We start from the raw sequence: 26,968 nt of genomic DNA on the forward strand, positions 1-26,968 counted from the left end.
CCTGTCAGCGCAGTTGGCCGAATGCCTGGTCGGCGTCGGCGGTGGCCTCGGGGTGGACGGCGTGGGCGCTTCGGCCGTCGGCGATCTTCTGCCAGTTGGTGCGGGCGAGCACCCGTTGGACCGCGAGCACCTGGGCCGCGCGCAGGTGTGCCTGGATGCCTCCGCCGAGGGCGTCCGCCAGCGCCTCCTCGTCGTCGAGCCGGTACTGCGTGAGCCGTCCCGCCAGGCTCGGGGTGGTGAACACCAGCCGGTGGAAGGCCACCACCTCGGGGTGATCGTTGAGACCGGTGACGGGGTCGTGCCGGTCGAGCCCGGTCCGGAAGTGCCGGTGGAGCGCCGTCATCGGCTCGACGCCGGGGCCGCGATCACGCACGACGCGCGCTGCCTCGCCCTGGTGGTCCGCGAAGCGGTGCAGCACCAGGTCTTCCTTGGTGGGGAAGTAGCGGAAGAGGGTCGGCTTGGAGATCTCCGCGGCCGCGGCGATGTCGTTGACCGAGACGCGGTCGAAACCGCGTTCAAGGAACAGTGAGACGGCCGCCGCGCCGATGGCGTCACGCGTCCGCTCCTTCTTGCGGGCCCGCAGTCCCGACGACTCGCTCATGTGATCACCGTAACACTTGTTACTCGGTTGCATTATTAACTCAGTAACGTTTTCATGGGTGGTATGAATCAGACAGACATTGCTCCCGTGCTCGTCACCGGCGCGACGGGCCGGGTCGGCCGCCTCGTCATCGGTCAACTCCTCGACGCGGGCGTCCCGGTCCGGGCCCTCGTCCGTCGCCCGGAGGCAGCGGCGACACTGCCCGCGAAGGCCGAAGTCTTCATCGGCGACCTCACTGTGCCCGGGTCACTCGAACCGGCGCTGAAGGGCGCCGGCGCGGTCTTCCTCGTCTGGGCCGCCCCGCCGCGGACCGCGGAGACGGTCATCGAGCGGTTGGCGGCCCACGTGCGGCGGGTCGTCCTTCTTTCCTCCCCGCATAAGACGCCGCACCCCTTCTTCCAGCAGCCCAATCCCATGGCGGAGCTGCACGCCGACATCGAGCGGTTCATCGCGGCCACCGAACTCGAGGCGACGATCCTGCGGCCGGGGATGTTCGCGTCGAACGTGAAGGCCTGGTGGGCGCCCGCGATCCGGGCCGGCCAAGCCGTCGTCCGGTGGCCCTATGGCGCTGCCGAGTCGGCGCCGGTCGACGACCGCGACATCGCGGCCGTCGCGGCGCGGACGCTCCAGCAGGACGATCACGTCGGCGGCGACTACGTGCTCACCGGCCCCGAATCGCTGACCCATGCCGCGCAGGTGGACGTCATCGGCGCAGCCCTGGGCCGCCGGATCACCTTCGAGGAGATGACGCCGGACGAGTTCCGCGGCCTGTGCGAGGGTACGGTGCCCAGCTCCGCCGTCGACATGCTGCTCGCCGCGTGGAGCGCGGCGGTCGGACAGCCCGCCTACGTCACCACCGCGGTGGCCGACATCCTGGGCACGGCGCCGCGCACGTTTCGCCAGTGGGCCACCGACCACGTCGCCGCGTTCACGACGCGCTGACTATGCCAGGGCGACGGCCATCCAGGGGGCGGCCTCCTGCCGGTAGGAGTGCCCGACGGGGTCGGTGCCGCTGAGGTCGGTGAGGCTGAAACCGGTGACCATGACCGTGTCGGACCCGTCGGCGACGGAGACGAGATGCGTCCCGCAGCGCGGGCAGAAGCCCCGGCGCAGCGTGGGCCAGGTCGCATACCACGTCGGCTCACCACCGGGGCCGGTCCACGTCAGCCCGCCCAGGCCGAAGCCGACCCAAAGGACCGCGGGTGCGCCCGAGATGCGCGTGTCGTGCGGGCATGAGCACAGGTGCGGGTCGATCGGGTCGCCCAGGACCCGGTACGTGATGTGGCGGCACTGGCAGTGCCCGGTCCGGGCCTGCTCGGAAGAGGGTGCGGGGGCGGCGGTCATGGGGGCCTCGATTCGGTGCGGGGTGGGGCTGCCCTCCGGCCCCCGGGCTCCCTCGCGTACGGCCAGCAGGTGTGCGTCCACCGGCGCGTCGGTGCGGGTCAACGCGACCACCCCAGCTCCGTGTAGGCGCGCCCGGCCCGGATGCCCTCGATCGCGGCGCGCGCGTAGGGGACCAGCGGCTCCGGGAGGTCCTTCGCGTTCCACCACCGCCAGGCCACGCACTTGTCGGGCTCTCTCAGTTCGGGCGTGCCCTCCCAGCGTCGTGCGCGGAAGAACAGGCCGATCCGGGGTCTGCCGCCCGGCCGGTCGACCATGTGCACGGTGTGGACGAGCTCGGTGTCCGCCGGGTCGATCACCAGCCCCGCCTCCTCGTACGCCTCCCGGACCAGGCACGCCGTCGCGGACTCCGCCTCGCAGTGGCCCGCGAGCACGTGCCAGGTGTCGCCCGCGTACGCCGAGCCCGGGTGCCGCAGCCCCAGCAGGACCTGGCCGTCCCGCTCCAGGTAGAGGTGGACGCCGACGACGTTCGGGACCGCATCCGGTGCCGGGCCGGCGGGCGCGTCGTGCTCGGCGGCGTGGCGCTCCAGAAGCGCCCGGGTCGACGGCAGCATCGTCATGTACGGGAACTTCTCCGGCCGCAACCAGGCGACCATCACGCCCTCGGTGAGCGGCAGCCGGGTCGGGTCGCCGTTCCAGCGGCCGGTGAACACCTGGACCGGCACCCGGGTCCCGTCCGTGCCGGTGACGCACTCGACCGCGTACGGCACCAGGCCGGTGACCGTCAGATCGGCCTCCTCGCGCAGCTCCCGCCGGACCGTGTCGAGCAGCGTGCGGTCCTCCGGCTCCCGGCCGCCGCCGAGGAGCGACCAGCACCCCGGCTCCCAGATCCACGGCTTGTTCGCGTCCCGCAGGTGCAGCAGATACCGGCCGCGGCCGTCGTGAATGATCGCGGAGGCGTTCAACGGCTCGGGTCGCCCGCCCGGTTGTGCGTGCAGGAGCTTCGTGCGCAGGGTCGACGACCTGACTTCCGCCAGGGGGAGCCACTGCGCGCCGGACACCTCCTCGTCCTGCACGGCGATCGCCGGCGGTTCCTCGTCGGCGAGGTGGAAGACGTAGCGGAAGTCGTAGTGCCGGTGCGCCTGTTCGCCCTTGGCGGGGCGAGCGTCGATGTCGTGCACGTCGATGTCGATGGGGGAGCCGACCGCCTGCCGGGTCAGGCACACGGCGCCCGGAGGGATTCCCGTCTCCTCCTGGAGCTCGCGCAGCGCGGCGGTGAGCAGGCTGCGGTCGCCGGGCTCGGTGTGGCCGCCGGGGGTGAGCACGAGGCCGTCGGAGGCCCGGTGCCGGATGTGCAGGACCCGGCAGCGGCGGTCGATGACGACAGCGCTGCACGTGATGTGGGCGGGGAGCGTCGCACGGTCGGCCGGGTCGGCGGTGCCGTCCAGGAGGGACAGCAGCCCGGCGAGGGATTCCCGCTCGTGCGGATGGCGTGCCAGGTACTCCTCGGTGGTGGCGCGGATGTGGGAGCGGGTGAGCGGCATGTGGTGACCTCGCGACGGCGGAAGGGGTACGGGGAGGCCGCGGCGGCTCACGCGGGGGCCTCGTGCTTGTCGTCGTCCTGTTCGGACGTGATCTGGTAGGACAGCAACTGCTTGAAGAGCCCCGGTTGTTCGGCGAGCTCGGCGTACGTTCCCTCCTGGACGACGCGGCCCGCGTCGAGCACGACGACGCGGTCGGCGACGGCCACGTTCGTGATGCGGTGGGTGACCAGCAGCACCGCCCGGTCCCGGGCCAGGGCCCGCAGCCGCTGGAAGATGCGGAACTCGGCACGGGGGTCGAGGTTGGCCGTCGGCTCGTCCAGGACCAGCAGCCCGGCCGGGCGGAAGAACGCCCTGGCCAGGGCGATGCGCTGCCACTGGCCGCCGCTGAGCTCCTCGCCGTTGAGCCACTCCCGGGCCAGGAGGGTGTCCAGGCCCGCGCCCAGCTTGTCGACCACCTCGTCGGCGTCGGCCGCCTCGCACGCCTCACGGACCGCCGCGTCGCCGCCCGGGGTGGGCTGTCCCTGGGTGACGTTCTCGCGCACGGTCAGCGGCCAGTGGGCGTAATCCTGAGGTACGAGGGCGACTTGCCGCCACAGGGCCTGCGGGTCGGCCTCGGTGGTGGGGACGCCGTCCCACAGCACCTGCCCGTCGGTGGGCAGGTAGAGCCCGCTGACCAGCTTCGACAGCGTCGACTTGCCGGAGCCGTTGAAGCCCACCAGGGCGGTGACCTCGCCCCGGCGCAGGGTGAGGGACGCCGCGGACAGGGCGTCGTGCTCCTTGCCCGCGTAGCGGTGCGTGACCGACTTGACCTCGATCGTCTCCGGCGGCTCGGGACGGTGCGGTCCCCGCCGCATGCGGAAGCCGCCCGCCTTGTCGAGGAAGCCGGTCCAGTCGTCCATGTACAGCCCCGTCCGTACGGCGCGCGCGCCGACCGCCACCAGGCCGCGCACCGACATGCCGACGGTCTGCAGGGCGAAGACGGCCGTACCGGCGTGACCGACGCTGATCCGGCCGGTCGCGAGCAGCCAGACGACCGCCGCCCACACCACCGCCGACCCCAGCCCCCCGCACACCGCGCCGACCAGGGACATCCGCGCGCCCTGGTCGGCGGCGGCCCGGTCCTCGCGGTTGATGCGGGCGACGGTGTCCCGGTACCGGCCGGACAGGAAGCCGGCCATGGTGCCGGCGCGGATCTGGTCGGCGGCGTCCTTGGTGTAGATGTGCCAGCGCAGCACGGACAGCATCCGGTTGTCGCCGTTGCTGCGGAGGTTGGCCAGGTACCGGACGCGCGCGGCGCTGACCTGGGCCACGGCCTGCGGCAGGCTGGCCGCGACGAGCAGCGGCAGCAGCACCCAGTGCACACCCGCGAGCACGACGGCCCCGGCGAGGAACGCGGCCGCCGAGGCGATCAGGTCCTGCCCCTCGTTGATCAGGTCGCCGGTGACCTGGGCACCGCGGTCCGCGGCCTCGCGGTCACGGTTGAAGTCGGGGTCGTCGTACGCGCACAACTCCACCTCGGCGCAGCCGGTGAGCAGCATCTGCTCGGCCTCGCGGGACATCAGCGGGCCCAGCCTGGAGGAGAGCCAGCTCACGGTGATGCCCAGGAGGGCCCGCACCCCGGCGGCTCCGGCGAGCAGGGCGACGGACGGCCATGCCTGCAGGAGACGGTGATAGACGTCCCCGTCGCGCAGCAGGGCCGTCAGGGTGCCCGCGATGGCGACCAGACCGAGGGCCTGCATCACCCCGGTGACCAGTTGGCACAGCAGCAGGCCGACCGTCGCCCGCCGGTCGACCCGCCACGCCAGGGCCAGTGAGCGGCGCACCAGCTGCGGCAGCCGGCGGGCCATGTCACGCATCCGGATCGACCGGCCGGCCGCCTCACGGCTGCCGGTGAGATCGACGTAGCGCATCTGCGTCCCGGGGGCCGCTCCGGAGGGCGCGGGCGCTAACGGGACGGGGCGCGGTCCCGGGACTCCGTCGGCCGGTACACCGGTGGGCTCACTCATGGTCGCTCGCCTCCGCCGGGCGCCGCCGTTCGATTTCAGGAGGCTGCTGCGAGGGGGAAGGGGCCGGGTGCATGTCGTTCCTCCGTCTGGGCGTCGATGTGGCACTGATGCTCTAAAAACGCGGTGAATCCGATCCCGTAACGGCCGGATCGGAGAGCATGGGGCGAACGCAAGTTCTCATGGAGGGCTCAGGCCGTGGGGTCTCTGGGGTGTCGCCGCCGAAACTCGTTCGATCAGGTCGGGTCACCCCTGCGGGGGATTGCGGCCCCTGCGCGGCTGTCCGGGCCGTCGCCCGTAGGGTCGCCGTATGACGACACTCCTTACCGGCAGCGCGTTCGACGGGCTCCGAGCCGACGCCGTACGCGACGACGAGGCCCTGCGCCGGGCGTACGAACTCCCGCAGGAAACGGCGCTGCGCAAGCAGACCGCCGAACTCAACGAGCGGACCGAGCAGTTGATCGCGTGCTCGTCACTGGTCCTGGTCGCCAGCGCGGACCCGGAAGGGCGTTGCGACGTCTCCCCGCGCGGCGGGCCCGCCGGGTTCGTGGCCGTGCTGGACTCCCGGACGTTGGCGATACCGGACGCGACCGGCAACAAGCGGCTGGACACCTTGCAGAACGTCATCGCCACCGGCCGGGCCGGGCTGCTGTTCATCGTCCCGGGGCGCACCACGACGCTCCGGGTGAACGGCCGGGCGTGCGTCTCCACGCGACCGGAGCTGCTGGCGCGGCTGACCGCCGTGGGCAAACCACCGGCCAGCGCGCTGGTGGTGGGCATCGAGGAGGTCTACCCGCACTGCCCCAAGTCCCTTATGCGCAGCGGCGTCTGGAAGCCGGAGCAGTGGCCGTCGGCGGACGACCAGCCCACCTCGGCCGAGGTGACGCTCGCCCAGCTGCACATGCCGGAGCTGACGATCGCCGACATCGAGCGGGCGGAGGCGGATTCGCTGAAGTACCGGTACGAGTAACGGTCCGTGGCCGTCCGTCCGTCGCGCGAACGGCGTGCATTCGGTGAAACCGGCATCGCCGGTGAGCCGTCTCCTCTACTCTGACCAGTCGTTTGTGCGCCCCGGGGGCGCATGGTGCTGAAGGAGGACGTGCCTGTGCGGGCCCTGCGGGCGGACGACCCTGTACGCGTGGCGGACTACCGGCTGCTCGGCCGGCTCGGCGAGGGCGGGATGGGCGTGGTCTACCTCGCCCGGTCGCCGCGCGGCCGCATGGTCGCGGTCAAGTCGATCCGGCTCGAACTCGCGGCGCTGCCCGACTTCCGGCTCCGCTTCGCCGAGGAGGTCGCCATCGCCCGGCGCGTGGGCGGCGACTGGACGGCCGCCGTGCTCGACGCCGACCCGCACGCCGAACGGCCCTGGGTCGCCACCGCGTACGTCCCCGGCCCGACCCTCGCCGAGGTGGTGTCCCGTCACGGGCCGCTGCCGGAGCGCTCGGTACGCGGGCTGGCATCCGGCCTCTGCGACGCCCTGGCCGACATCCACGCGGCCGGGCTCGTCCACCGTGACCTGAAGCCCTCCAACGTGATGGTCACCATCGACGGCCCCAGGGTGATCGACTTCGGCATCGTCCGCGCCCTGGACGGCCCGACCCACGGCGGACTGACCTCCACCGGCGTGGTCGTCGGCTCCCCGGGATTCATGGCGCCCGAGCAGGTGCGCGGGGAACGCCTCACCACCGCCTGCGACATCTTCTCGCTGGGCTCGGTCCTCGCCTTCGCCGCCGGCGGACGCCTGCCCTTCGAGACCCCCGAAGGGCGCCCGCACGCCCTCATGTACCGGGTGGTGCACGAGGAACCCGACCTCAGCGGCGTCCCGGAGGCCCTGATCCCGCTGATCGGCGACTGTCTGGCCAAGGACCCCGGGGCGAGGCCGACGCTCGCCACGCTCCGGGAGCGCGAGGAGACGCAGTTCCGGCACCTCGGTCCCTGGCTGCCCGCTCCGGTCCTGGCCCGGCTAGGGCAGGACGCGGCCCAGCTCCTGGAGCACGAGGACCCGGGCACCGTTCTGACGGGGGAGGGCGGCCCGCCCCCGGCGCAGCCGCCCGAGGACGAGATCGGAACCGTTCCGGCCCCGCGCCCCGCCGTCCCGGCCACCGCCCCCGTCACCGCGCGGGCCGAACCGGAGCACCGGCACGGGACGTCGCGCACACTGGCCGAGGAACGCAACGGGCGCAACGGCCCCGCTCCGTCCACGGTGGCCGTGTACGTGACACTCGCCCTGTTCGGGCTGGCGGCGCTGGGCGCCACGATCACCCAGCTGAATATCCTGGGCGACAGGTACTCGTACATCGCGTCGCTGGACGAGGAAGTGGCCTACCCCTGGGGCTACATCCAGACCGGGACGGCGGTCGGCTTCATCGTCGCCTGGCTGATCTGGTGCGCGAAAGCGCGTGCCGTCGCGGAGGAGTTCGCCCCCGGCCGGCTGCGTTACAAGCCCCGGCTGGCCGTCCTCTCGTGGTTCATCCCCGTGGGCAACCTCTACCTGCCCAAGCAGATCGCCAACGACATCTGGCACGCCTCCAGCCCGACGGCCCTGGGCGGCGCCATGGCCCCGGCCACCCGGCTCCACGTCTGGTGGGGATGCGCTGTCTTCACCTTGGTGACATCGCCCCTGTACCTGTACTGGGCGGGTTTCGCATGGGCCGAGTACGGCGACTTCACCCAGCACGACAACGGGGTCGCCTACGGGGAGGACGGCTACGACGACTGGTACACGTACGACATGGCGGACGGCGCGTGGGTGGGCCTGGCCCTCCGCGTCCTCGTGCTCCCCGCCGTGGTGACGACCGCCCTGTACGTCTCCCGCCTGACCGCGATGCAGCAGGCGCGTCGCACCACCTGACGACGGCGCTAGGACATGTCGCCCGGGCACACCGTCCCCGAGGCCGGAGCGCGCCCCGAGCGGAGGTACCGGTCGACCGCCTCCACGACGCAGCCGTTCTGCGGATACGTCCCGTGGCCCTCCTCCTCGGCCGTCAGGAGCACGCCCACGCCGTCGCCCAGGGCGCGGGCCATGTGCTGGGCACCGGCGTACGGGGTGATCGGGTCACCGGTGCCGCCGACCACCAGTATGGGACTCGCGCCCTCGGCGTCCACCCGAGGGGTGACCCGCTCGCCGTCGAACGGCCAGTCGTAGCAGAGGTAGACGCCCGAGGACCAGGCCGCACCGAACACGGGCGACGCGGCCTCGACGCGCCTCGAATCCCTGTCGAGGCGGTCCAGGTCCGGGCGCAGGCTGGAGTCCGCGCAGGTGATCGCGGTCAGCGCGACGCGGCCGTTGTCGAGCGGGTCCGCCGTTGCGTCGGCGGACCCGCGACGGTCCGAACCCCTGGCCAGCGGGCGGCCGTCGTTGTGGTCGGTCAGCGCGGTGAGGGCCTTGGCCAGGGCCGGCCATCCGTCCGTGCCGCGGGCGAGGTGGTCGCCGACAGCAAGCGCGAAGTCGTCGGCGTCCAGGGTCCTGTCGCCTCCGGCCGGCGCGGGCTTCTTCTCCAGACGCCCGGCCAGACGTGCCATGCGGCGGGCGGCCTCCTCGGGCCCGTCGCCGGTCGGGCAGCCGCGGACATGGGCCGCGCAGTGCACGGTGAACCGGTCGAACGCCGCCTGGACCGCCTTGGCCTGCGCCACCTGCTCCTCGCTGAGGTCCACCGTCGGATCGACCGACGCTTCGAGGACGAGCCTTCCGACGTGCGACGGGTACAGATGGGCGTAGACCGCGCCGAGCGCCGTGCCGTACGAGACGCCGAAGTAGTGCAGCCGCTCGTCGCCCAGGAGGTAGCGCATCAGCTCCAGGTCGCGCGCGGTGTGCGAGGTGCCGATGTACGGGAGGATCGCCCCGGAGCGCCTGGCACAGGCGTCGGCCCCCTCGTACGCGGTGTCGTCCGCGGTCTTCCCGCAGCGCACGGGGATGGTCGCCCCCACACCGCGCGGGTCGAAGGAGACCAGGTCGTAGCGGTCGAGCAGCGGTCCGTACTGGCGGATGCGTGCGGGGAGTCCCCTCACGCCGGACACACCGGGCCCGCCGAAGTTGAGGACGAGGGAACCGATGCGCCGGCTGTTCGGCCCCGTGGCCCTGCGCCGTATCAGCGCGACGTCGATCGTCCGGCCGTCCGGTTTCCGGTAGTCGAGGGGCGCCTTCATGACGGCGCAGTCGTAGCCCTTGCGCGCGGCCCGCGGCGAGGCGCAGCCGGACCAGCGAAGGTGCTGGCCGGTGGTGAGCGCGGCGGGCAGACCAGCGGGCGGGTTGGTCGCGGTGAACTCCGTACGCGGCTCGGCGTGCTGCCGTGCGTCGCGCTGGAACCAGGCCCCGACGGCCCCGATCAGGGTGAGGAGGACGACCGCCATGACACGCGCACCGACCGAGAAGCCCGGTCCGCGGCTGCGTATCCGCTGCGCGTCGCTCATGGAAAACCCCGCGTTCCCGCCCCTGCACGCCCGCACCGCATCGCGCGCCCGAACTGATGCCCGTCGAATGAGTGCAGCGTACAAGCCGCCCGCCCGCTCACAGCCGGGGCACAGCCGTCGCGTGGCTGTGCCGTCTCCGGGACGATCCTGTGTCATTCCTGGATCAGGGTGAGTGGGGCGTCGCGGCGCGCCTCATTGACGCACTGCCGTCGCCGTGTCGCCCGCACGTCCGTTCCGGCTGTCGTACAGCGCAGCCCCTACCGCGAGTTAGGTCAAAATGAAACGCAAGGGACGCATCGTCTTCGCAGCTGCCCTCACCACCCTGGGTCTCGGGCTCACGGCCTGCAACGACGGCGAGGACGAGGCAGTGGGCCAGGAATCGCCTTCGGCCTCCGCCCCGGCCTCGACCGCCCCGAGCAGCGCAAGCCCCTCCGCGGAGCCGAGCGACGACGCTTCCACCGCGCCCAGCGGTGACGTCGCCGCACCGGGCACGAAGCTCAAGGTCGGTGACCGGGCGGTCGTGCCGTTCACGTACGGAACGTCAAAGAAGGGCACGGTCGCCATCACGGTCACGGCGATCGAGAAGGGCACCGAGGCCGACATGGCCCCCTTCGGTGACAAGGCGAAGGGCATGACGCCGTACTACATCCGGATGAAGGTCGAGAACGTCGGCGGCACCGACCTCTCGTACTCGTCGCTGAGGCTGCGCGGCAAGCTGGCCGGCGGCGCGCCCACGGGCGTCATTCTGATCGGTGACCTTCCGGGCAAGTGCGACAGCGAGACGGCACCCCGCGACTTCACCACCAAGGGCGCCTCGTACGAGACGTGCTCGCTCAGCGCCACCAAGACCGACCCCATCACGGTCGCCTCGTTCGAGGAGGGGGACGCGTACAGCGACAGCCCGGTCCTCTGGACCAGCTGAACAACCTGTATCCGAGTCGTTCGTACGCCGGGTGTCCCGCTCTTGGCGGAACACCCGGCGTACGAACGGTGCGCGCCCCCGCCCGCGTCAGCCGAGCCGCGGGCGTGACGGTTTGGGCGCGCGACACGCTGTGTGGGGTGTGTGGCGGATCAAGGGAACGGGTGGGACTTCATGAAGCGGCGGAGTGTGGCGCGGGGTTGGCGGGCCGTGGCCTGGGGACTGACGCCCGCCGGGCTGGTGCTGCTGGCCGGCTCGGTCGCGTACGGTCTCACGCGGTACGAGACGGTGACCGTCGCGGGCGACTCCATGCGCCCCGGATTCCCGTCCGGGACCCAGGTCCGGGTGGAGCCGATCGGCTCCGGCGCCATCCGCAGGGGCGACGTCGTCCTCATGGATCCGCCCGAGCCGTACATGAAGGAGCCGGTGCTGCGGCGCGTCATCGGCATCGGCGGCGACCACGTCACGGGCTCCGGAAGCCGGGTCACGGTGAACGGGAAGACGCTCGACGAGCCCTACGTGGCGGAGACGCAGGGCGATCCCCATGCCGAGCCGTACGACGTGCGGGTCCCGCCCGGTCGGCTGTTCGTGCTGGGCGACTACCGGGCCAACTCCAACGACTCCCGCTACCACCTCGATGCGCACGCAGGCAGCTTCGCGGCCGCGGGCGTACGAGGACGAGTGGCGGAGGACGCCACCGTGCCCACCGGCCCCGCGATGTTCGCGGTGCTCGGCCTCGTACTGACCGCGGCCGGTCTCGGCGGGTACGCGGCCGGACGTCTGAGCCGGCGCCGCGGTCATCCCCTGGGCGGCGGCCACCGCGATTCCGGCCCGTGCACCGTGCGGCGATGCCGGGCCGGAGAGCGGTCGGTCAGCGGGCGACCCTGCGGTAGCGGGTGAGGACGGCCGTGCCGACCCGCTCGGCGGCCAGGCATTCCAGGTCGATGTGGGGGCCCTCGGCGGGGAACAGCGTCTGCCCGGTGCCGAGGACGGTGGGGAAGGTCAGCAGCCGGTACTCGTCCACCAGGTCGGCGGCCATCAATCGGCGCACGACGCTCAGGCTTCCGGCGACGACCACATCCCGGCGCTCGCGCTTGACGGCATCGGCCGGATCGCCTTCGAGGAGCTGAGAGTTTCTCCAGACCGACATGTCGGCGGGGGCCGGCGAGCGGGAGACGACCAGCTTGGGCACGGCGTTCATGCGCGCGGCGAACGGGTCGTCGCGACCCGGCCAGATCCGCGAGAACAGCTCCCAGGTGGCGCGCCCGAGCAGCAGCACCCCGTCGTCCAGGGTCCGGCCGAGCCGGAACTTGTCCCCGGCGACCGCCTCCGGTCCGTGCCGGAACGCCCAGCCGCCCAACGGTGTCGCCTGGGACCCGTCCGGGTCGGATGCGACCCCGTCCAGCGTGATGAACTCGATGACGACGACGCTCACGATGAATCTCCTGTCGGTTCGATTGCTCACCGGTATCTACCGGCGGCCCCGCCCCGACTCATCGCTCCCGGCAGATCTCGGTCGCGGAAATCTCGCGCGGGAGACCGAAGGCGTCGCAGACGCGCGGATCGGCGAAGACCGCGTTGTGCGCGATACGGCCGTCGATGACTGTGAAGACCTGCAAGGTGTGCAGACGATGCCCACCGCCTCGCTCCGGCGCGTACGCGGCGAGAGCGGGCTGCCCGTTGGCGGTGAGCTTGCGCATGGTCCAGCCGGTGCCGCGCATCGCGAACACCCGCTCCAGGAAACGGCCGTAGTCCGATCTGCCGGAGTACCACAGCGGCACCGGCGGCATCTCCAGCACTGCGTCGTCGGCCAGCAGCCGCACCAGCGCGGGCACGTCCGCCGCCTCGAACGCCTGCACATACCGCTGGATCACTGCCCGAGTCCGGGGGTCGTCCGGCTCGGGGACGGCACCGCTGTCGCCCACTTCGGCGATGGCGGAACGGGCCCGCTGCAGCGCGCTGTTGACCGCCGCCACCGACGTCCCCAACTGCCCGGCGACTTCGGCGGCGGTGAAGGCCAGCACCTCGCGCAGCACCAGCACCGCCCGCTGCCGGGCCGGCAGCACCTGCACCGCCGCCACCCAGGCCAGTCGCAGGTCGGCCCGTGCCTCCACGTCGAAGCGCGCGTCGGGAAAGGGCTCCAGCCAGGGAACGTCGAGCACCGGTACGAGCGGAGCTCCCGGATCGTCGCTGGGCGCCCCCAGCCCGGACGGCAGCGGACGGCGGCCGCGCCCCTCCAGGGCGGTCAGGCACGCATTGGTCGCGATCCGGTACAACCAGGTCCGCACCGAGGCGCGCGCCGGATCGTACCGCTCCCGGGCCTTCCACGCCCGCAGCAATGTCTCCTGCACCAGGTCCTCGGCCTCGTGGTACGACCCCAGCATCCGGTAGCAGTACGCCATCAACTCGCCCCGGAACGGCTCGAACTCCACGCGTCCATCATGCCGCACCCGCGCGGGCCACGGCGCGGACATCGGGTACGGCCCTCGCCGTGCGGGGGAACCGAGATCGTCGGTGTACGCACAATCTCCTGGTTCTGTTCACCATATGGTCACATTATCGGTAGGCTCTGCGGCGCTCCATCCGCACCGCCAAGGGGGATTCGCCATGCGCACCCGTCATGCCCTGACCGCCGCCGCAGCCATGGGCGCGGTCGTCTCGCTCGGCCTCGCCGCCGGCACTCCTGCCCAGGCCGCCGAGTACTCCTCGGTCCTGAAGGTCAAGGGCGTCCAGTACGACGCACCGGGCCGCGACTCCAACAAGTGCTCGGGCGGCAACGCCGCGAGCGAGTACCTGACGATCAAGAACTACTCGCGGACCACGACGGTCAACCTCAAGGGCTATGTCGTCAAGGACGCCACCGGCAACAAGTTCACCTTCACGAAGTCCCACACGCTTCAGCCCGGTGACTACGTGAAGCTCCGCGGCAACCGGGGCACCGACTCGGATGCCAAGAACGTCGTCTACCGCCAGAACTGCAACTTCCTCTGGAACAACGACAAGGACACGATCTACCTGTACAAGCCCTCCGGGGCCCGCGCGGACGTCCACGCCTACACCAAGAAGGCCAACGACCGCGACGGCAACGGTTACATCACTTATCACGGGTAGGGCGGCCGGAAATCGGCGCGGGTCGGGCAGGGCCGGCCGACCCGCGCCGTCCTCAGACGCTCCAGATCTCCCATCAGTCCTGGGCCAGGGAGAGAAGACGATCCAGGACCCCCGGGTCGGCCTTCACACCGTCGTGCAGGTGGGCCTCGGACACCCAGGTGCTCAGGCCGCGCACCCGGGACGCCGTGGTCAGGGCGTGGTCGTGGTCCACGTACATGTCCTGGCGGTACACCGCCGCGGCGACCGGCACCGTGTTGGCCGCGAGGCGGTCGAGGTCGTAGAGCGCAGGCCAGTCCGCGCGGTGGGCGAGCGCGTCCGCGGTCGCCTTCAGGGGGACGAGGGCCGGGTCCTCATCGAACATCCAGGGGTACATCATCTCGCCCGTGAAGTGCAGCGGCCCACCCGCGGAGGCGTCGAACTCGGGGAACTCCGCCCGCACCCGGTCGGCGGACCACGCCGTGGGACGGCCGCCCTGCGCGTAGATCGCCTCGTGCAGGATCGCGTACAGCGGACGCGGTGCGAGGGAGACAACGGAGTCGACGCCCCGCAAAAACGTGTCGGACAGGACCGGGCCGCCCCGCCCGGGGACGAAGGCGCACTCCAGCAAGTAATGCAGGGAGTCGAAGGCCGATGCCGTGCCGAACGTGATCCCCAGCGTCTGGAACCGCCGCACCGACAGGCGCTCGCCCGAGGGCATACGGACATCGTGGTCCGCCAGGTGGGTCGCGACGCGCGCGGCCAGGGCACGGTCGAGCGGGTAGCGCTCGAAGTACCGGTCGTTGGCGGCGACCGTACGCCGGTACGCCGCGCGGTAGACGTCGTCGGCGTGCCCGGTCAGCGTTGGCAGGCCACCGGTGATCAGGGCCCGGTCGAGACCCTCCGGGGCGAGGCCGAGATAGGTGAGCGTCGCGAAGCCGCCGAAGCTCTGCCCCAGGACCGTCCAGGGCCGGTCGCCCTGCAACCGGCGGCGCAGCAGCTCCGCGTCGCGGACGATCGAATCGGCGCGGAAATACGTGAGGTACTGCGCGGCATCGGCCCGGCCGGCCAGCGTGGTGCGGTCCGCCGGGGTGGACCGGCCCGTGCCGCGCTGGTCCAGGAGGACGACGCGGAACTCCTTCAGGGCGCGGCGCAGCCAGGCACCCGCAGCGTTGGGACGCTCCGCGCGCCCGCCCGGCCCGCCCTGGAGCCAGAGCAGCCGCGGCAGCTCACGGCCCTCCATGCCCTCGGCGACGACCTCCCGTGCGAAGACGGAGATGCCCGGCCCGTCGGGACGGGCGTGGTCGAGTGGTACGTCGAGGGTGTGATCGGTGCAGACGAGGCCGCTGTGGCGGTACGTGATCTGGTCGTCGGTCAAGTCCGGCTCCTGGGGCGGGGGTGAACGGGGTGGGTACGCGGTCGGCCGTCAGTAGCCGGCGACGCCCAGCTCGCGGCAGATCTCGACCAGCTCGGGGTGCACGTACACGCCGTCCTTCTCGATGCACTCGCCGTCGAGGTAGATCGACGGGCCGAGGATCGAGCCGTCGGTGTGGGCGGCGGACACCCACGGTTCGCCGCCGATCCAGGCGCCCTTGGTGCCGATGCCGAGCTCCACGCAGCCGAAGACGCGCTCGTCCTCCACGATACGGCCGGTCGGCGCCGGGACGCCCGGGTTGAAGCCCAGGGACCAGTGGGCGACGCGGAACATGTTCGGGTCGTCCCAGGACTCCATCCAGCGGCGGAAGATCTCCGCGTCCTGACCCTCACCGTCGATCTTCGTGACGACGCCCTTCTCGACGGTGCAGCGGACCGGGGTACGCAGCAGCCCGAGCTGGTCCGGCGGCCACAGGGCACCGTCGAAGACGAGCACCCCGTCCTGGGTCTCCTCCAGCGGGTTCCAGGAGATCTGGCCGGAGAGCATGACGGTCTCGCCCGGATTCTCGGCGGGCTTGCCCCGGAGATTGATGGGGCGGTCCCCGTTGTGGCCGGTGATGTCGGTGCCGTTGGACGAGGTGATGCGCACCTCGTCCGCCTGCTCCAGGAGGCGGACCAGCGCCTTGCCGAGCTTGATGACACCCTCGAAATCGGGACGCCCGACCGTCGCGACGAGCATGTGCACGTCCATCGCGGTGAGGTTGGTGTAGCGGCAGCCGTTCGCCATCGCGCGGCGGAACGCGTCGGAGTGCATCACGTACGAGACGGCGAACTCGATCCACACGTCGGCGTCGGCTATGGCGCCGGCGACGGGGCGCGGCGGCTCCATGGAGGAGCTGGGCATCGTCTCGTACCAGACGACGACGGGGTGAGCCCCGGCGGCCGCGACGGCCTGTGCGGTGGCGTCCACGACACGGCGGTCGCTGCTGGTGTCGCCGGTGAGGACGACGTGCTCGCCGGGCTTGACCAGCATGACCTGCTCGACGAGCTTGCGAGCGGCGAGGGCGAGTTCGTAGCTCAGGTACTCGGGGCGGGGTTCGAGCCGGCTGAACATCTCCATGGAATGTCTCCTTGCGGTGGTGCGTATGAACGAAGGTGGTAGAGGGGCGGGCTAGCTCGCCTTGATGATCTGGGCGGAGTCGCCCAGGGAGCTGCCCGCGATGAGGCCGGCGCCGACCAGGTTCAGTTCCTCGTCGGCGGCCGGGCCGCGCCACTTGCGGTAGCCGACGCGCACGGCGAGCGCGGCGAGGACGATCCAGCAGGCGTTCGGGGTGAGGATCAGCAGGCCGGTCGCGAGCATGACGCCCATCTGCCGCTTTGTGCCGCCGATCAGCTGGATCGCGGCGCCGGGGATGGCCCACAGCAGCAGGGTGCGCAGCACACCCGGCTCGCCCAGACCGTTCTTGACGGTGTCGGCGTAGACCTTGGCGACGGGCGGGATCAGCCCCTGCTTGAAGTACGACTGCCACAGCACGGCCACCACGACGAGGGCGGCGGCGAAGCCGATGAGGGCCGCACGGAACTGCTCACGGCGCCCCTCCCGCTCGTACGGGTCCCAGGGCCGGTGTTCGCGGCGCAGCAGCCAGCCGGCCTTGAGGTCGTAGCCCATGTCGGCGAAGGCGGGGCCGGTGGCCGAGACATAACCCACCAGGAGCGCGAGCGGCACCGACGGGATGCCGATGAGGAGTCCCAGTACGAGGAAGATCAGGGTGACGGCGAACGACGGGAACCAGCCGGACTGCATCGCCGCGAGCCCCACGATCAGCTCGTGCACGAGCGCGGCGAACGCGGCGAACAGCACCCAGCCGAGCAGGCCCAGCGGGCTCATGTCACCGATCAGCCCACCGAGGACGGCGAGCAGCACGGCCCCGGCGACGAACAGGGCGTAACCGCGTACGAGCGCCTGGCGCAGCGCCTTCTCGTCAACGGTGTACGAGGTCGTCTCGTCGTGTCCCGGACGCGCTGCCGCGGCGGCCGGCGGCCGCGCCGGACGGCGGCGGACCAGGAGCACGACCGCCTGGCCGAGGGCGACGACGCCCGCGCCGACCATCACGCCGTGCGGCACGTATCCGGCGCCGAGGTCGGTGTGGAACAGGTCGGGGCTGAACTCGCGCAGGCCGAGCCCCACACCGAACATCAGCAGCGCCCACACGTTGCCGAGGAAGGCGACGCCGGCGGCGGACAGCGGCAGGCTGAACAGGGTGCCGCCGAGGCCGACGAGCGTGCCCGCGCCGAGGACCAGGGCCCGCTTGCCGCCCTTGTCACCGGCCTTGATCGTCTCGGCGGCGGCCTGCCCGGGCGGCCAGGCCGCGTCGGCGGGCAGCAGCCGGGAGCCGAAGGAGCGGTAGAGCACCCAGGTGTCGATGAGCAGGCCCACGAAGGAACCGGCCAGCATCGGCCACACCAGGTCCTTGCGCCCGAAGACGTACGGCACCGCGATCGAGGTGAGCAGTGCGTTGGCCGAGGCGAAGGTGGCCGCGGAGATGGCGCTCTGGGCGAGGTTCTGCCGGTGCACGGAGCGCATGGACCGCAGGCCGGCGAGCGGGATGCGCCCGATGAGCATGGCGATCAGGGCGCCGACGACCGAGGTGTTGGCGGAGATGCCCAGCTTGGCGACCAGGTCCGCGCCGATGACGGCGCCGAGGACGGACAGCACGGCGAGGACGACGAACACGACGGGTTCGCGTACGCGGGGATGGCCGGCGCCGGAGGAGGTGGTGCCGGGACCGGAGTCGGAGGGCGGCGGCACGGTGGCCGACGGCGAGGTGTGATGCGACACGGAACACCCCTTAATGGGTGGGCCCTGCCCCGGGACGGGGAGGGACTTTTCGGGCAGGCTGCGGCGATCCGCGTACTCCGGCACGACGCACGTCGTACGGATCTGTGGCCCACCGGACGAGCGCCGCCGGGCCGGGCGGGTCAGGAGCCGAAGGCGGCCGTGGCCTCCTCGGCCCCGGCCAGAACGAGTGCGGTGATGCGGTCGACGGTGCGGGTGACGCGGTGCGCCGGCCCGATGACGGTGAGTGACGCGGCGATGCTGCCGGCCTGGAACACGGGGGCGGCCACGGCGGCGACGGCCTCGTCGTACTCGCCGTGGCTGACGCTGTATCCCCGGGAGCGCACGTCCGCGTACCGGGCCGTGAGGGTGTCGAGTTCGGTGACGGTGTGGTCGTTGAAACGCTGGAGCGGGGTGGTCCCGAACAGACGGCGGATCTCCGCTTCGGAGTAGTGGGCGAAGATCGCGTGACCGGAAGCACCGGCGTGGCCGGGCATCACGGCACCGACGATCGCGGTGTAACGGACCGGACCGGTGCCGTCCACAGCTGCCGCGCACCGGTATCCGGCGCCCTGCGGCACGTTCAGCACGACGCTCTCGCCGGTCTCCCGCAGCAGCCCGGCGAGGATCGGCCGGACCAGCGACGGCAGCACGCCGCTGTGCTCCCCGGCGCGCGCCAGCCGGGAGACGGCGGGGCCGAGCCGGTAGCGGCGGGTGGTGGTGTCGCAGGTCAGGAAGGAACGGGAGGCCAGCGTGGTGAGGATGCGCTGGGCGACCGCCTTGTCCCAGCCGTGACGGCGCGCCATCTCGCTCACCCCCCACTCGGGGCGCCGCTCGGTGAACGACAGCAGGGCGAGCAGGGCGCGGTCCGCTCCCTGCAGGACGCCGGGCTGGGGCGGGGCCAGGACGTCCGCGTCGTCGCGCCGGCCGGCCTCGGGTGCGGTGCCGCCGGCGGGCGCGCCGTTCACCTCGTGCATGGCCTCGTCCCTTCCCTCGCTGATCCTGGTGCGCTCAGCGCAACGCCGTTGCGCTGAGCGGTGAGAACTATGTGATCAGTGGGGCGCGGTGTCAAGGGTGTTCTTCAGCACGGCCGCAGAAAGCCCGAAGCCCCGGAACGGATTGCCGTTCCGGGGGCTCCGGGCGGGTGGTCACAGCCGCAGCAGCACCGCGCAGGTGCCCAGCACGGGCACGTCGACGGTCAGGGCGCCCTCGTCGTCCGCCGTCAGGAGGTCACCGGCGGCCCCGAGGTAATCGGCCGTACGGGCCTCGGTGAAGCGGAACCCCGGGGTGACCCGGCAGGCGACCGGTTCCTCGGCGAAGGACTGGAGCCTGACGAGCACCTGGCCGGGGGCCGGAACGGTCATCCCCACGACGCGCACGCGCCGGTCGCCGACCGCAAGCAACGCGTACGAGGCGTCCGGCGCCGCGCTCTCCTCGCCCAGGGCGCGGACGGCGAGCAGCGGACGGCTGCCCGCGGCCGCCGTGTGCATACCCAGGACGGGCCCGCTGGTGTGCGGGGCCTGTCCGAAGGCCACGCTGTAGCGGAACACATGGTCGAAGGCCTGCTCGGAGGGGAAGTTGGTGTCCCAGATGTTGTTGTGGACCCAGGAGAAGAGCGTGCCGGGCTCGTCCTGGGCCAGCGACTGCGGATAGGGCGCGTACGGCACGGCGATCCCGCCCACCTGCACGAGCGGCGCGTCCTGCGTGGCGACCGCCGCGACCACCTCGTCCTCCTCGAAGCTCACCCAGCGCCGTACCGCGCGCATGTGCTGCGCGGAGCCCGGCACGACCGGCAGGCCGGTGCCCGTCATGCCACCGGTCGCCTCCATCCGGACGGCCGGCTGCCGCATGGCGAACGGGAACGCGAAGAACGCGCTCTCCTTGGTGAGCGTCGCCGGCTTCACGATCCGGTTCTCCAGATCGATCCGGGCCTGCCCGTGCGGCAGGTGGACGCGCACCCGCAGCCGCTCGGTGCCCGCCGGGGCGCACTCGTAGACCAGCGTCTCCCCCGTGGCGTCGCGGAAGCGGTCCACCAGCGCGGCCGGTGGCGCCGCCGTCCGGGAGGCGAGGAGGTGCATCGAATCGTTCGCCGTGGTCTTGCTCGACTGGTGGTTGAAGCCGCCCGCCGTGGCGTACTCGTCGTACACATAGCCGTTGAGCCCCACCGTCGCGTCCTGCCGCACCAGCTCCCGGCCGGTGCGCTTGTCGACGACCGAGCCGATCCAGGCCGACCGCAGGTCCACGCCCACCCGCAGGAACTCGTTCTCCAGGACCACCGGGTCGCCGGACGGCGCGCCCTCGGCCGGCGGCGCCTCCTCACCCGGGACGACGTCCACCCGTACCGCGCCGTGCGCCGGCACCTGGTCGAGCCGGAACAGCAGGAAGCGGCCCGCGGCCCGGTGCAGTTCGTTGGACTGCGCCTCCTCGGTGTGCGCCAGCACCGAGCCGTCGCGCGCGTCGAGCACCCGGACCGGGTCCTCCAGCGCGACCGTGCTCTCGGGAAGGAACAGCCGGACCGACTCCGACCGCGCCCAGCCGCACGTGTTGGTCACGTAGAAACCGGCCAGCGTCCCCTCGCGCGGGTGGAGCCGGCCGCCGAGCGACGCGCCCGCCCCGTCCAGGAGCGTCTTCGCGTCGTCATGGGCGCGCAGCGCCTGGGCGTACTTCCAGTGCCACTGACGCTCACCGGACGCGTGCCCGTGGTCGCCGTGCGTCCAGGGGTCGCCACCGCCCCAGGTGTGCTCGTTGAACAGGGAGGCCGCCCGGTAGACCTCGGGGGCCGACGCCGTGGTGCCCGCACCCGCCGCGCCGAGGATCTCCGCGTGCCCGGCGACCGTCTGGGCGTCCGCCAGCGCCGCCTGGCCGTCACGGGTGGCGGCCAGCGGGACCGCGCCGGCCCCGACCCCGTCCACCCACCAGTCGCTCCAGTCGCCCTCGAACGTTTCGAGACGGTCCCCGTAGCGGGCTTCCGCGTCCACGAAGAAGTCCTCGTTGCGTGACGTCCGCAGGACGGGGAAGGCCCACTCCTCGTTCCACCTGCGCACGGTGTCGGCGATGATCCGGCGCGGCGGCCCGTTGTCCGCGAACTTGCCCAGCACCCGCAGATGCAGCACGTCCCACGGGTAGGGGTCGCCCTTGAACTCCTCGTCCAGCACCGGGAAACCGGGGATGCCGCGCCCCTCGTGCGGATACTGGTGGTTCGCCAGCGCCGAGAGGTAGTGCGGCAGGAGATCGTCCACCCGGTCGAAGGACTCGTCGAACCCGAGGATCGAGCCCTCCATGTACGCCAGCCCGTGCGGGGTGTCGGTGCGCCACACCAGGACGCTGCGTCCGCCCGGCGCACGCCACCGGAACAGCCGGGGCAGCGCCCCGCCACCGGTGTGGTGCGGCACCGCCCGGCCCGCCCAGTTGTGGGCGACGGAGAGATAGCGGATGCCGCTGTCGGCGAGCACGTCGGGCAGGCCCACGACCTGACCGGGGACATCGGTCTGCATGGCCGTGGTGACGTCGATGCCGTGCCGGTCGCGCAGTTCACGCACCGGGCGGAGCAACTCGTGCAGCTCGTCCGTCGAGCAGGTCTCCGTGTGCAGGTTGAAGGGCATCGCGGTCAGCTCGATGCGCCCCTGGCGCACCCGCTCCAGGAACTGTGCGACCTGCTCCGGCGGACGGTTGGCCGACCAGTTCTCGAAGCTGAAGAACCCCTCGACGGCCCAGCGGAACTTCGACGCGTCGGGCCGGTCGTCCGTCGCACGGCACAGTTCGAGCAGGGAGTCGAGGTACTTGCGGCCCTCGGCGAGCACGGTGCCCTGGGGATCGGTGTAGCCGATGTCGAGATGGGCGTGCTGCACCAGGTGCAGCGTCCAGTGCCGCTGCGGGGTCAGCAGCACCTCGACCCGCTCGCCGGGCGCCAGGTCCGGCAGTTCGACCAGCACCGGCAGCGGAGCGTCCACCTCGGGGACCAGCAGCCGGGTCTCACCGCCCGGCCCGGGTATCAGCTCGCTGCGGACGGGGGTGCCGGACAGGGTGGTGACCTGGGCCCGGGCGAGGGGGCGGCCGGCCCGGACGCGCACGGACTGCAGCAGCCCGCCGTCACCGTCGTGGCGCAGCAGCGGTTCGCAGGAGAACCGGACGGGGTGTCCGCCGAGGACGCCGGTGGCGCTCACGCCGCGGTCGCGCAGGATGTCGCGGGCGATGTCGGAGTCCCACCAGGAGGGGCGGGACAGATCGGGGCGGGGCATGGAGAGGGTTCTCCGCTCTGGCATGGTGCCGGTTCGGTGCGTGGGACGGGTGGGAAGACGGGGTCAGGAGACGTCGGTGGCGAGGCCCGCGAAGATCTGGACCATCGCGGACTGTTCGAGGGTTTCCGCGGAGGCGGCCGGGTCGTAGTCGCCGCCGCCCGAGGGCTGGAAGCGGAAGAGTCCGGTGGACGGATCGCGGTTCTCCTTCCACACCCGCTCCGCGTAGGCGCTCTCGGTCCGCCGGTAGGCCGGGTCGTGCCGGATGCCGTCCAGAATCCGGAGGTTGTCGAAGTAGATCGCGTTGAAGATCGCCGGCTGGTCGTGCAGGCGTTCGCCCTGCTTCCAGTACGCGAGCGACCCCTCCGCGTCCTCCACGGCACGCCGGAGATAGGAGCGGTCCCCGGTGGTCCTGTACAGCGTGGCCGCGGTTCCGATCATGGCCCCGGAGTTGTACGTCCACAGGGTGGAGTTGACGGAGCCGTCGTCGCCGAGGCTGTTGCGGTACAGCCCGGGGGACTGGCGCAGGCACGACCAGTTCCACTCGTACCACCGCTGCGCGCTCGTCAGGTATCGGCTCTCGCCCGTCTCCTGGTGGAGCCGGGCGGCCAGTTCCGCGGCCAGGCCCGTGACGTTGGCGGCACGCATGTTGTTGGCCGGCGAGTCGACCCAGTGCATCCCGCCGGGGCACTCCCTGGCCGGGTCGTCGTCCCAGCCGCGGCTGACGATGTCGAAGGTCAGCTCGGCCCGGCGCAGGTAGACGTCGTCGCCGGTGGCCTCGTACTGGTCCAGCAGGGTCAGCCCGACGACGGAGTTGTCGTCGTAGAAGACGTCACCGCCCTGCCCGAGCGGCGCCGGGAGGTACGAGTCGTAGCCGGGCCTGCCGTCGCGCGGCTCGAAGTACAGCTCCAGGGTCGTGAAGCGTTCCGCCGCGTCGGCCGTGTAGTGCCTGCCCGAGCCCGGAAGCGCGGCCATGTCGACCGTCGCGGCCGCCGCCTCCCGCATCGGCCAGAGGTAGGAGTGCGCGTTGTCGGCGCTGCGGTGCGGGGTCGCCTCCTGGTAGAGGCCGTGGTTCTCCGGGCCCTGGTACAGCTCGTGCTGGAGCGCGTCGTACGTCCGCACGGCACGGTCCTTCCAGGGGCCCGCTCCCGGGTGCCCGGCCGCGAGGGCGGGGGAGGGGGAGAGGACGGTGCAGAGCAGGGGAGCTGCGGCCAGGACGAGGGCGGTGCGGGTGGAGAGTTTCACCGGGATGCCTTTCGGGGATCGGCTCGGGTGCTGATCGGCGGTACGGCGGGGCTCAGCCGAGCTTGAGGCTGCTGACGAAGAACCGCTGCGCCGCGAAGAAGAGGACGACGGTCGGCAGCGAGACGAGCAGGGCTCCGCCGAGGACGACCGGGGGCCCCACGTTGGAGTAGTTGCCCTGGAGTTCGGCGAGCGCGGCCATCACCGGCCGGATGTTGCGGCTCGTGGCCAGGGTGATGCCGAAGAGCAGGTCGTTCCAGACGGCGACGAACTGGAAGACGAACGCGGCGATCATCGCGGACCGGGACAGCGGGACGTGGATCTGCCAGAACACCCGCCACCAGGAGGCACCGTCGAGCCGGGCCGCCTCGATCACCTCGCCGGGCAGCGTCTGGGCGAAGTTGCGCATGATGAAGTACGCGAACGGGATCGCCACCGCCGCGTAGATGAGGAACAGCCCGATCTGCGCGTCGTACAGGCCGGTGTTCGCGTACGCCAGGAACAGCGGCCGCAGGAAGACCTGGAGGGGCAGCAGGGTGCCCGAGTAGATCAGCCAGAACCACAGGGTCTTGCGCTTGACCGGCATGATCACCGTGGCGAACGCGGCGGTCGTGGCCACCACGATGGCCGCGGCCGAGCTGGTCACCGCGTACAGCAGGCTGTTGCCCATCGCGGGACCGAGCCTGGCCCGGGACCAGGCCTCGGACATGTTGTCGAACAGACCGAATCCGCCGTGCGGCAGCCAGTGCGGCGCACCGCCGTATTCGGCGGCCGGCACCAGCGCGTTGACCAGGAGCAGCCAGGTCGGCACGGCCCAGAGGAGCGAGACGAGCACGAGGACGGTGTTGCGGACGGCGGTGCCGGCGGAGACGCGGCGTATGGACATGCTCAGGCGCCTTTCGGAGTGAGCTGGCGCCGCAGGTAGAGCCAGGAGGCCAGCAGCACGATGACGGTGAGGACGACGGCGACGGCCGCTCCGGCGCCGGGGCGCAGGGCGAGGAAGGTCTCCTGGTACATCGAGACCGCGAGCGTCTCGGAGCTGCGGCCCGGACCGCCCTGGGTGAGGACCCAGATCAGGTCGAACGACTTCAGCCCGTTCACCAGACTGCTGCCGACGACGATCACGGACACGGTCCGCAGCTGCGGCAGGACCACGTACCAGAACTTCCGGATGCCGTCGGCGCCGTCGAGCGACGCGGCCTCCAGGGTCTCCGGGGGGATGGTCTGCAGACCGACCAGGAAGAGGATCACGGCCACGCCGGTGGCCTGCCAGGTGTTGGCGACGATCATGACGAGGGTGTTGCCCGGCCACTCCAGCAGCCAGCCCTGGGCGAGCGACCCCAGCCCCAGCGCGTCGAGCGCCTGGTTGGCCGCCCCGTCCGTGGTCAGCAGGAAGTTCCAGACGACGGCCACGGCCGACCCGGAGATCGCGTACGGCAGGACCACCAGCAGCCGCGCCACCCGGGACCACCCGGAACCGTTCGTCATGACGGCGATGGCCAGTCCCAGGACGAGCGGCAGGACCACCGTGCCGACCACCCACATCAGGGTGTTCTCCACAGACTTCGCGAGCACGGGGTCGCTGAGGAAGAGCCCGTAGTTGGTGAACCAGGTGAAGTCGGAGACCCGGCCGTCGCTGAAGAAGCCGCGGTACAGGGTCATGAGGAACGGGGTGAGCAGCAGGCCGGCGACGAGCAGGACGGCCGGGGCGAGGAAGCCCGCCGCGGCGGCCCGGTCCCTGAGGCCGCGGGAGGGCTTGCGGGCGGCCGGGGGAGCGGGCGGGGCCGCGGGGGCGGGGGAGGCGCCGGCCCGGGTGCGGCGCGCGTCGAGGGCGGATGTCATGACTCGTCCTTGTTCCACGCGGCCCACTCCTTGGTGGCACGGCTCGCCATGCTGCGCAGCGTCGCCTCGGGCGACATGGCGTGCGTCATGAAGGCTCCCAGGTCATCGGTGTTCCCCTGCATGAGATTGGGCGGACCGGCCTGCCCGTAGCGGGGCAGCTCGGTCCAGTGCTCGTCCAGGGCCCGCTTCCTGAGCCGGGCGAGTACGGGATTGGAGGTGACCGACTTCGGGTTGGCCGAGCCGTCCTGGAGGAAGTCGGTCCACACCCGCTGGACGGAGGGGTGCAGCCAGTGACCCGCGTTGGCCATCGCGGCGTCGTGCGACACGGCCTTCTCCGGGACGGCGAGCACGCCCGCCTCGGTGATCACGGACCGCTTGGTGGAGGTGTCGACGGGCGGCAGGACGAAGGCGTCGAAGTCCTCACCCGGCTTCATCCCCGCCGCGGTCAGCCCCTGGGACTGCCAGGAGCCGTGCAGGAACATGCCGACCTTGCCCGTCTTCAGCGCGGCCGGACCGTTGTTCTGATCGAAGTCGGCCGGGGTCATCCAGCCCTTCTTCATGAAGTCCTGCCAGATCTGCATGGCCTTGTGCGCCTGCGGATCGGTGTACTTCGCCCGGCCCGCGATCAGGTCTGCGTAGAACACCGGGTCGACCTTGCTGATCAGCTCCTCGAACCACTCGTAGGCGGGCCAGTTGCCGCTCTGTGTGGCGACGAACGGAACGACACCGGACTTCTTCAGCACCTCGGCCGTGTGCAGCAGCTCGTCCCAGGTCTCCGGCGCCCGCAGGCCGTGCTTGTCGAACACGTGCGTGTTGTAGAAGAGCACGTAGTACGACTGGTAGAGCGGCATCCCGTACACGGCGCCCCGGTAGGACATCGAGTCGCGCAGGGACTTCGTCACCCAGCCCTTGCGCTCGTAGGCGTCCCACAGCTGCGTCAGGTCACTGAGGCTGCCGGTGCGGGCGAGCTGTTTGAGGTTGTAGCCCGCCTGCCACTTGATCAGATCGGTCGCCTTGGTCGTCTGCAGGGAGATCTGCGTGACCTGGGTGTACGCGGTCGGGTTCGGGTTCGACAGGGGGCGCAGGGCGTATCCGGTGAGCTTCTTCAGCTCGCGTCCGGCGGCCACGTAGCCGTCGTCCCAGGTGGCGTTGTCGTTGGCCAGGGACGTCGTCCCCGGCTTCGCCGCGGTGCTGTCGCCCCGGGCGCAGCCGCCTGCCAGCGCGGCCGCCGCACCGGCTCCGAGGCCGGCCAGCACGGTGCGCCGGCGGAGCGGGTGAGACGACCGCTCTGTCGTCTCGCCGGTTGATCTCATGGGCTCACTTCCCTCTGGACCCGCCGGGGGTCCCTGGCTCCGGTGTTCGGTGGGGAGGCCACCGGAAGCGTGTACGGCGTGCGTTTCCGCGCTCCGGGTTGCCAGGATGTTAACGACACCATGTGGCTGAAACAAGAGGTTCTTGCGATGGTGCTCGGAAAATCGCTCCTGGGCAGGGCTTACGTGGAGATATTCAGGGCGCTTCTTGTTCGTTCGGAGTG

General features: G+C 71.7%; 22 protein-coding genes. 6 read left to right on the top strand and 16 right to left on the bottom strand.

What is annotated here, in order from left to right:
• Nucleotides 1-4 precede the first annotated feature (4 nt).
• Nucleotides 5-601 (bottom strand): TetR family transcriptional regulator, encoded by a 597-nt coding sequence (locus AB0L33_RS04170; RefSeq protein ID WP_365677576.1) that lies wholly within the window; start codon nucleotides 599-601, stop codon nucleotides 5-7.
• A gap of 63 nt (nucleotides 602-664) precedes the next feature.
• Here AB0L33_RS04170 and AB0L33_RS04175 point away from each other — a divergent pair, with 63 nt between their 5' ends.
• Nucleotides 665-1,543 carry an NAD(P)H-binding protein gene (locus tag AB0L33_RS04175; RefSeq protein ID WP_365677578.1) on the top strand — a complete coding sequence of 293 codons (879 nt, stop codon included), beginning with the start codon at nucleotides 665-667 and terminating at the stop codon, nucleotides 1,541-1,543.
• Here the strand turns inward: AB0L33_RS04175 and AB0L33_RS04180 are convergent, their stop codons facing one another.
• From AB0L33_RS04180 to AB0L33_RS04190, 3 genes are read right to left on the bottom strand one after another with little or no spacing between them, the layout of a single operon-like run.
• On the bottom strand, nucleotides 1,544-2,056 hold the full coding sequence (locus tag AB0L33_RS04180; protein ID WP_365677579.1) for a GFA family protein: 513 nt from the start codon (nucleotides 2,054-2,056) through the stop codon (nucleotides 1,544-1,546).
• Nucleotides 2,044-3,486 carry an NUDIX domain-containing protein gene (locus AB0L33_RS04185; protein ID WP_365677580.1) on the bottom strand — a complete coding sequence of 481 codons (1,443 nt, stop codon included), beginning with the start codon at nucleotides 3,484-3,486 and terminating at the stop codon, nucleotides 2,044-2,046. Before AB0L33_RS04185 ends, AB0L33_RS04180 begins: the two co-directional genes overlap by 13 nt.
• Before the next feature lie 47 nt (nucleotides 3,487-3,533).
• Nucleotides 3,534-5,396 carry an ABC transporter ATP-binding protein gene (locus AB0L33_RS04190; RefSeq protein ID WP_365677907.1) on the bottom strand — a complete coding sequence of 621 codons (1,863 nt, stop codon included), beginning with the start codon at nucleotides 5,394-5,396 and terminating at the stop codon, nucleotides 3,534-3,536.
• Nucleotides 5,397-5,799: 403 nt separating this feature from the next.
• On the opposite strand from AB0L33_RS04190, the gene AB0L33_RS04195 reads away from it, so the two are divergent.
• Nucleotides 5,800-6,459 carry an MSMEG_1061 family FMN-dependent PPOX-type flavoprotein gene (locus AB0L33_RS04195; protein WP_365677581.1) on the top strand — a complete coding sequence of 220 codons (660 nt, stop codon included), beginning with the start codon at nucleotides 5,800-5,802 and terminating at the stop codon, nucleotides 6,457-6,459.
• Between the two features lie 135 nt (nucleotides 6,460-6,594).
• Complete coding sequence (locus AB0L33_RS04200; RefSeq protein ID WP_365677909.1) at nucleotides 6,595-8,340, top strand: protein kinase; 1,746 nt, start codon at nucleotides 6,595-6,597, stop codon at nucleotides 8,338-8,340.
• An 8-nt stretch (nucleotides 8,341-8,348) separates the two neighbouring features.
• Here the strand turns inward: AB0L33_RS04200 and AB0L33_RS04205 are convergent, their stop codons facing one another.
• Entirely contained in the window at nucleotides 8,349-9,899 is a 1,551-nt protein-coding gene (locus tag AB0L33_RS04205; protein WP_365677582.1) for an alpha/beta hydrolase, read from the bottom strand.
• 277 nt (nucleotides 9,900-10,176) lie between these two features.
• Here AB0L33_RS04205 and AB0L33_RS04210 point away from each other — a divergent pair, with 277 nt between their 5' ends.
• Both AB0L33_RS04210 and lepB read left to right on the top strand, forming a co-directional pair.
• Nucleotides 10,177-10,821, top strand: coding sequence for a hypothetical protein (locus AB0L33_RS04210; protein WP_365677583.1), 645 nt, complete (start codon nucleotides 10,177-10,179; stop codon nucleotides 10,819-10,821).
• Nucleotides 10,822-11,028: 207 nt separating this feature from the next.
• The gene (lepB, locus tag AB0L33_RS04215; protein ID WP_365677584.1) at nucleotides 11,029-11,718 is read left to right on the top strand and encodes a signal peptidase I; all 690 of its coding nucleotides are present in this window, start codon (nucleotides 11,029-11,031) and stop codon (nucleotides 11,716-11,718) included.
• On the opposite strand, the gene AB0L33_RS04220 is transcribed toward lepB, so the two are convergent.
• Nucleotides 11,690-12,253: a dihydrofolate reductase family protein gene (locus AB0L33_RS04220; RefSeq protein WP_365677585.1), complete on the bottom strand. Its 564-nt coding sequence runs from the start codon at nucleotides 12,251-12,253 to the stop codon at nucleotides 11,690-11,692. The two genes, lepB and AB0L33_RS04220, sit on opposite strands and share 29 nt — an antisense overlap.
• 58 nt (nucleotides 12,254-12,311) lie before the next feature.
• Nucleotides 12,312-13,250: a sigma-70 family RNA polymerase sigma factor gene (locus AB0L33_RS04225; RefSeq protein WP_365677586.1), complete on the bottom strand. Its 939-nt coding sequence runs from the start codon at nucleotides 13,248-13,250 to the stop codon at nucleotides 12,312-12,314.
• A gap of 175 nt (nucleotides 13,251-13,425) precedes the next feature.
• On the opposite strand from AB0L33_RS04225, the gene AB0L33_RS04230 reads away from it, so the two are divergent.
• Nucleotides 13,426-13,929, top strand: a complete 504-nt coding sequence (locus AB0L33_RS04230) for a lamin tail domain-containing protein (RefSeq protein WP_365677587.1) — start codon at nucleotides 13,426-13,428, stop codon at nucleotides 13,927-13,929.
• A gap of 73 nt (nucleotides 13,930-14,002) precedes the next feature.
• On the opposite strand, the gene AB0L33_RS04235 is transcribed toward AB0L33_RS04230, so the two are convergent.
• The 9 genes from AB0L33_RS04235 to AB0L33_RS04275 all read right to left on the bottom strand — a co-directional run bounded on the left by AB0L33_RS04235 (nucleotide 14,003) and on the right by AB0L33_RS04275 (nucleotide 26,747).
• Nucleotides 14,003-15,283 carry an alpha/beta fold hydrolase gene (locus tag AB0L33_RS04235; RefSeq protein ID WP_365677588.1) on the bottom strand — a complete coding sequence of 427 codons (1,281 nt, stop codon included), beginning with the start codon at nucleotides 15,281-15,283 and terminating at the stop codon, nucleotides 14,003-14,005.
• Between the two features lie 48 nt (nucleotides 15,284-15,331).
• Nucleotides 15,332-16,399 (bottom strand): hypothetical protein, encoded by a 1,068-nt coding sequence (locus tag AB0L33_RS04240; RefSeq protein WP_365677589.1) that lies wholly within the window; start codon nucleotides 16,397-16,399, stop codon nucleotides 15,332-15,334.
• Nucleotides 16,400-16,450: 51 nt separating this feature from the next.
• A complete protein-coding gene (locus tag AB0L33_RS04245; protein WP_365677590.1) occupies nucleotides 16,451-18,118 on the bottom strand; it encodes an OPT/YSL family transporter in 1,668 nt (555 codons plus the stop codon).
• Between the two features lie 140 nt (nucleotides 18,119-18,258).
• Nucleotides 18,259-19,092, bottom strand: a complete 834-nt coding sequence (locus AB0L33_RS04250; RefSeq protein ID WP_365677591.1) for an IclR family transcriptional regulator — start codon at nucleotides 19,090-19,092, stop codon at nucleotides 18,259-18,261.
• Nucleotides 19,093-19,263: 171 nt separating this feature from the next.
• On the bottom strand, nucleotides 19,264-22,353 hold the full coding sequence (locus tag AB0L33_RS04255; RefSeq protein ID WP_365677592.1) for an alpha-mannosidase: 3,090 nt from the start codon (nucleotides 22,351-22,353) through the stop codon (nucleotides 19,264-19,266).
• 63 nt (nucleotides 22,354-22,416) lie between these two features.
• Nucleotides 22,417-23,595 carry a glycoside hydrolase family 76 protein gene (locus tag AB0L33_RS04260; RefSeq protein WP_365677593.1) on the bottom strand — a complete coding sequence of 393 codons (1,179 nt, stop codon included), beginning with the start codon at nucleotides 23,593-23,595 and terminating at the stop codon, nucleotides 22,417-22,419.
• 52 nt (nucleotides 23,596-23,647) lie between these two features.
• Complete coding sequence (locus AB0L33_RS04265) at nucleotides 23,648-24,478, bottom strand: carbohydrate ABC transporter permease (protein WP_365677594.1); 831 nt, start codon at nucleotides 24,476-24,478, stop codon at nucleotides 23,648-23,650.
• Between the two features lie 2 nt (nucleotides 24,479-24,480).
• The gene (locus AB0L33_RS04270) at nucleotides 24,481-25,434 is read right to left on the bottom strand and encodes a sugar ABC transporter permease (RefSeq protein ID WP_365677595.1); all 954 of its coding nucleotides are present in this window, start codon (nucleotides 25,432-25,434) and stop codon (nucleotides 24,481-24,483) included.
• Nucleotides 25,431-26,747 (bottom strand): extracellular solute-binding protein, encoded by a 1,317-nt coding sequence (locus AB0L33_RS04275; protein WP_365677596.1) that lies wholly within the window; start codon nucleotides 26,745-26,747, stop codon nucleotides 25,431-25,433. Before AB0L33_RS04275 ends, AB0L33_RS04270 begins: the two co-directional genes overlap by 4 nt.
• Nucleotides 26,748-26,968 lie beyond the last annotated feature (221 nt).

The organism is Streptomyces sp. NPDC052299, assembly GCF_040679335.1.
Taxonomy (GTDB): Bacteria; Actinomycetota; Actinomycetes; order Streptomycetales; family Streptomycetaceae; genus Streptomyces.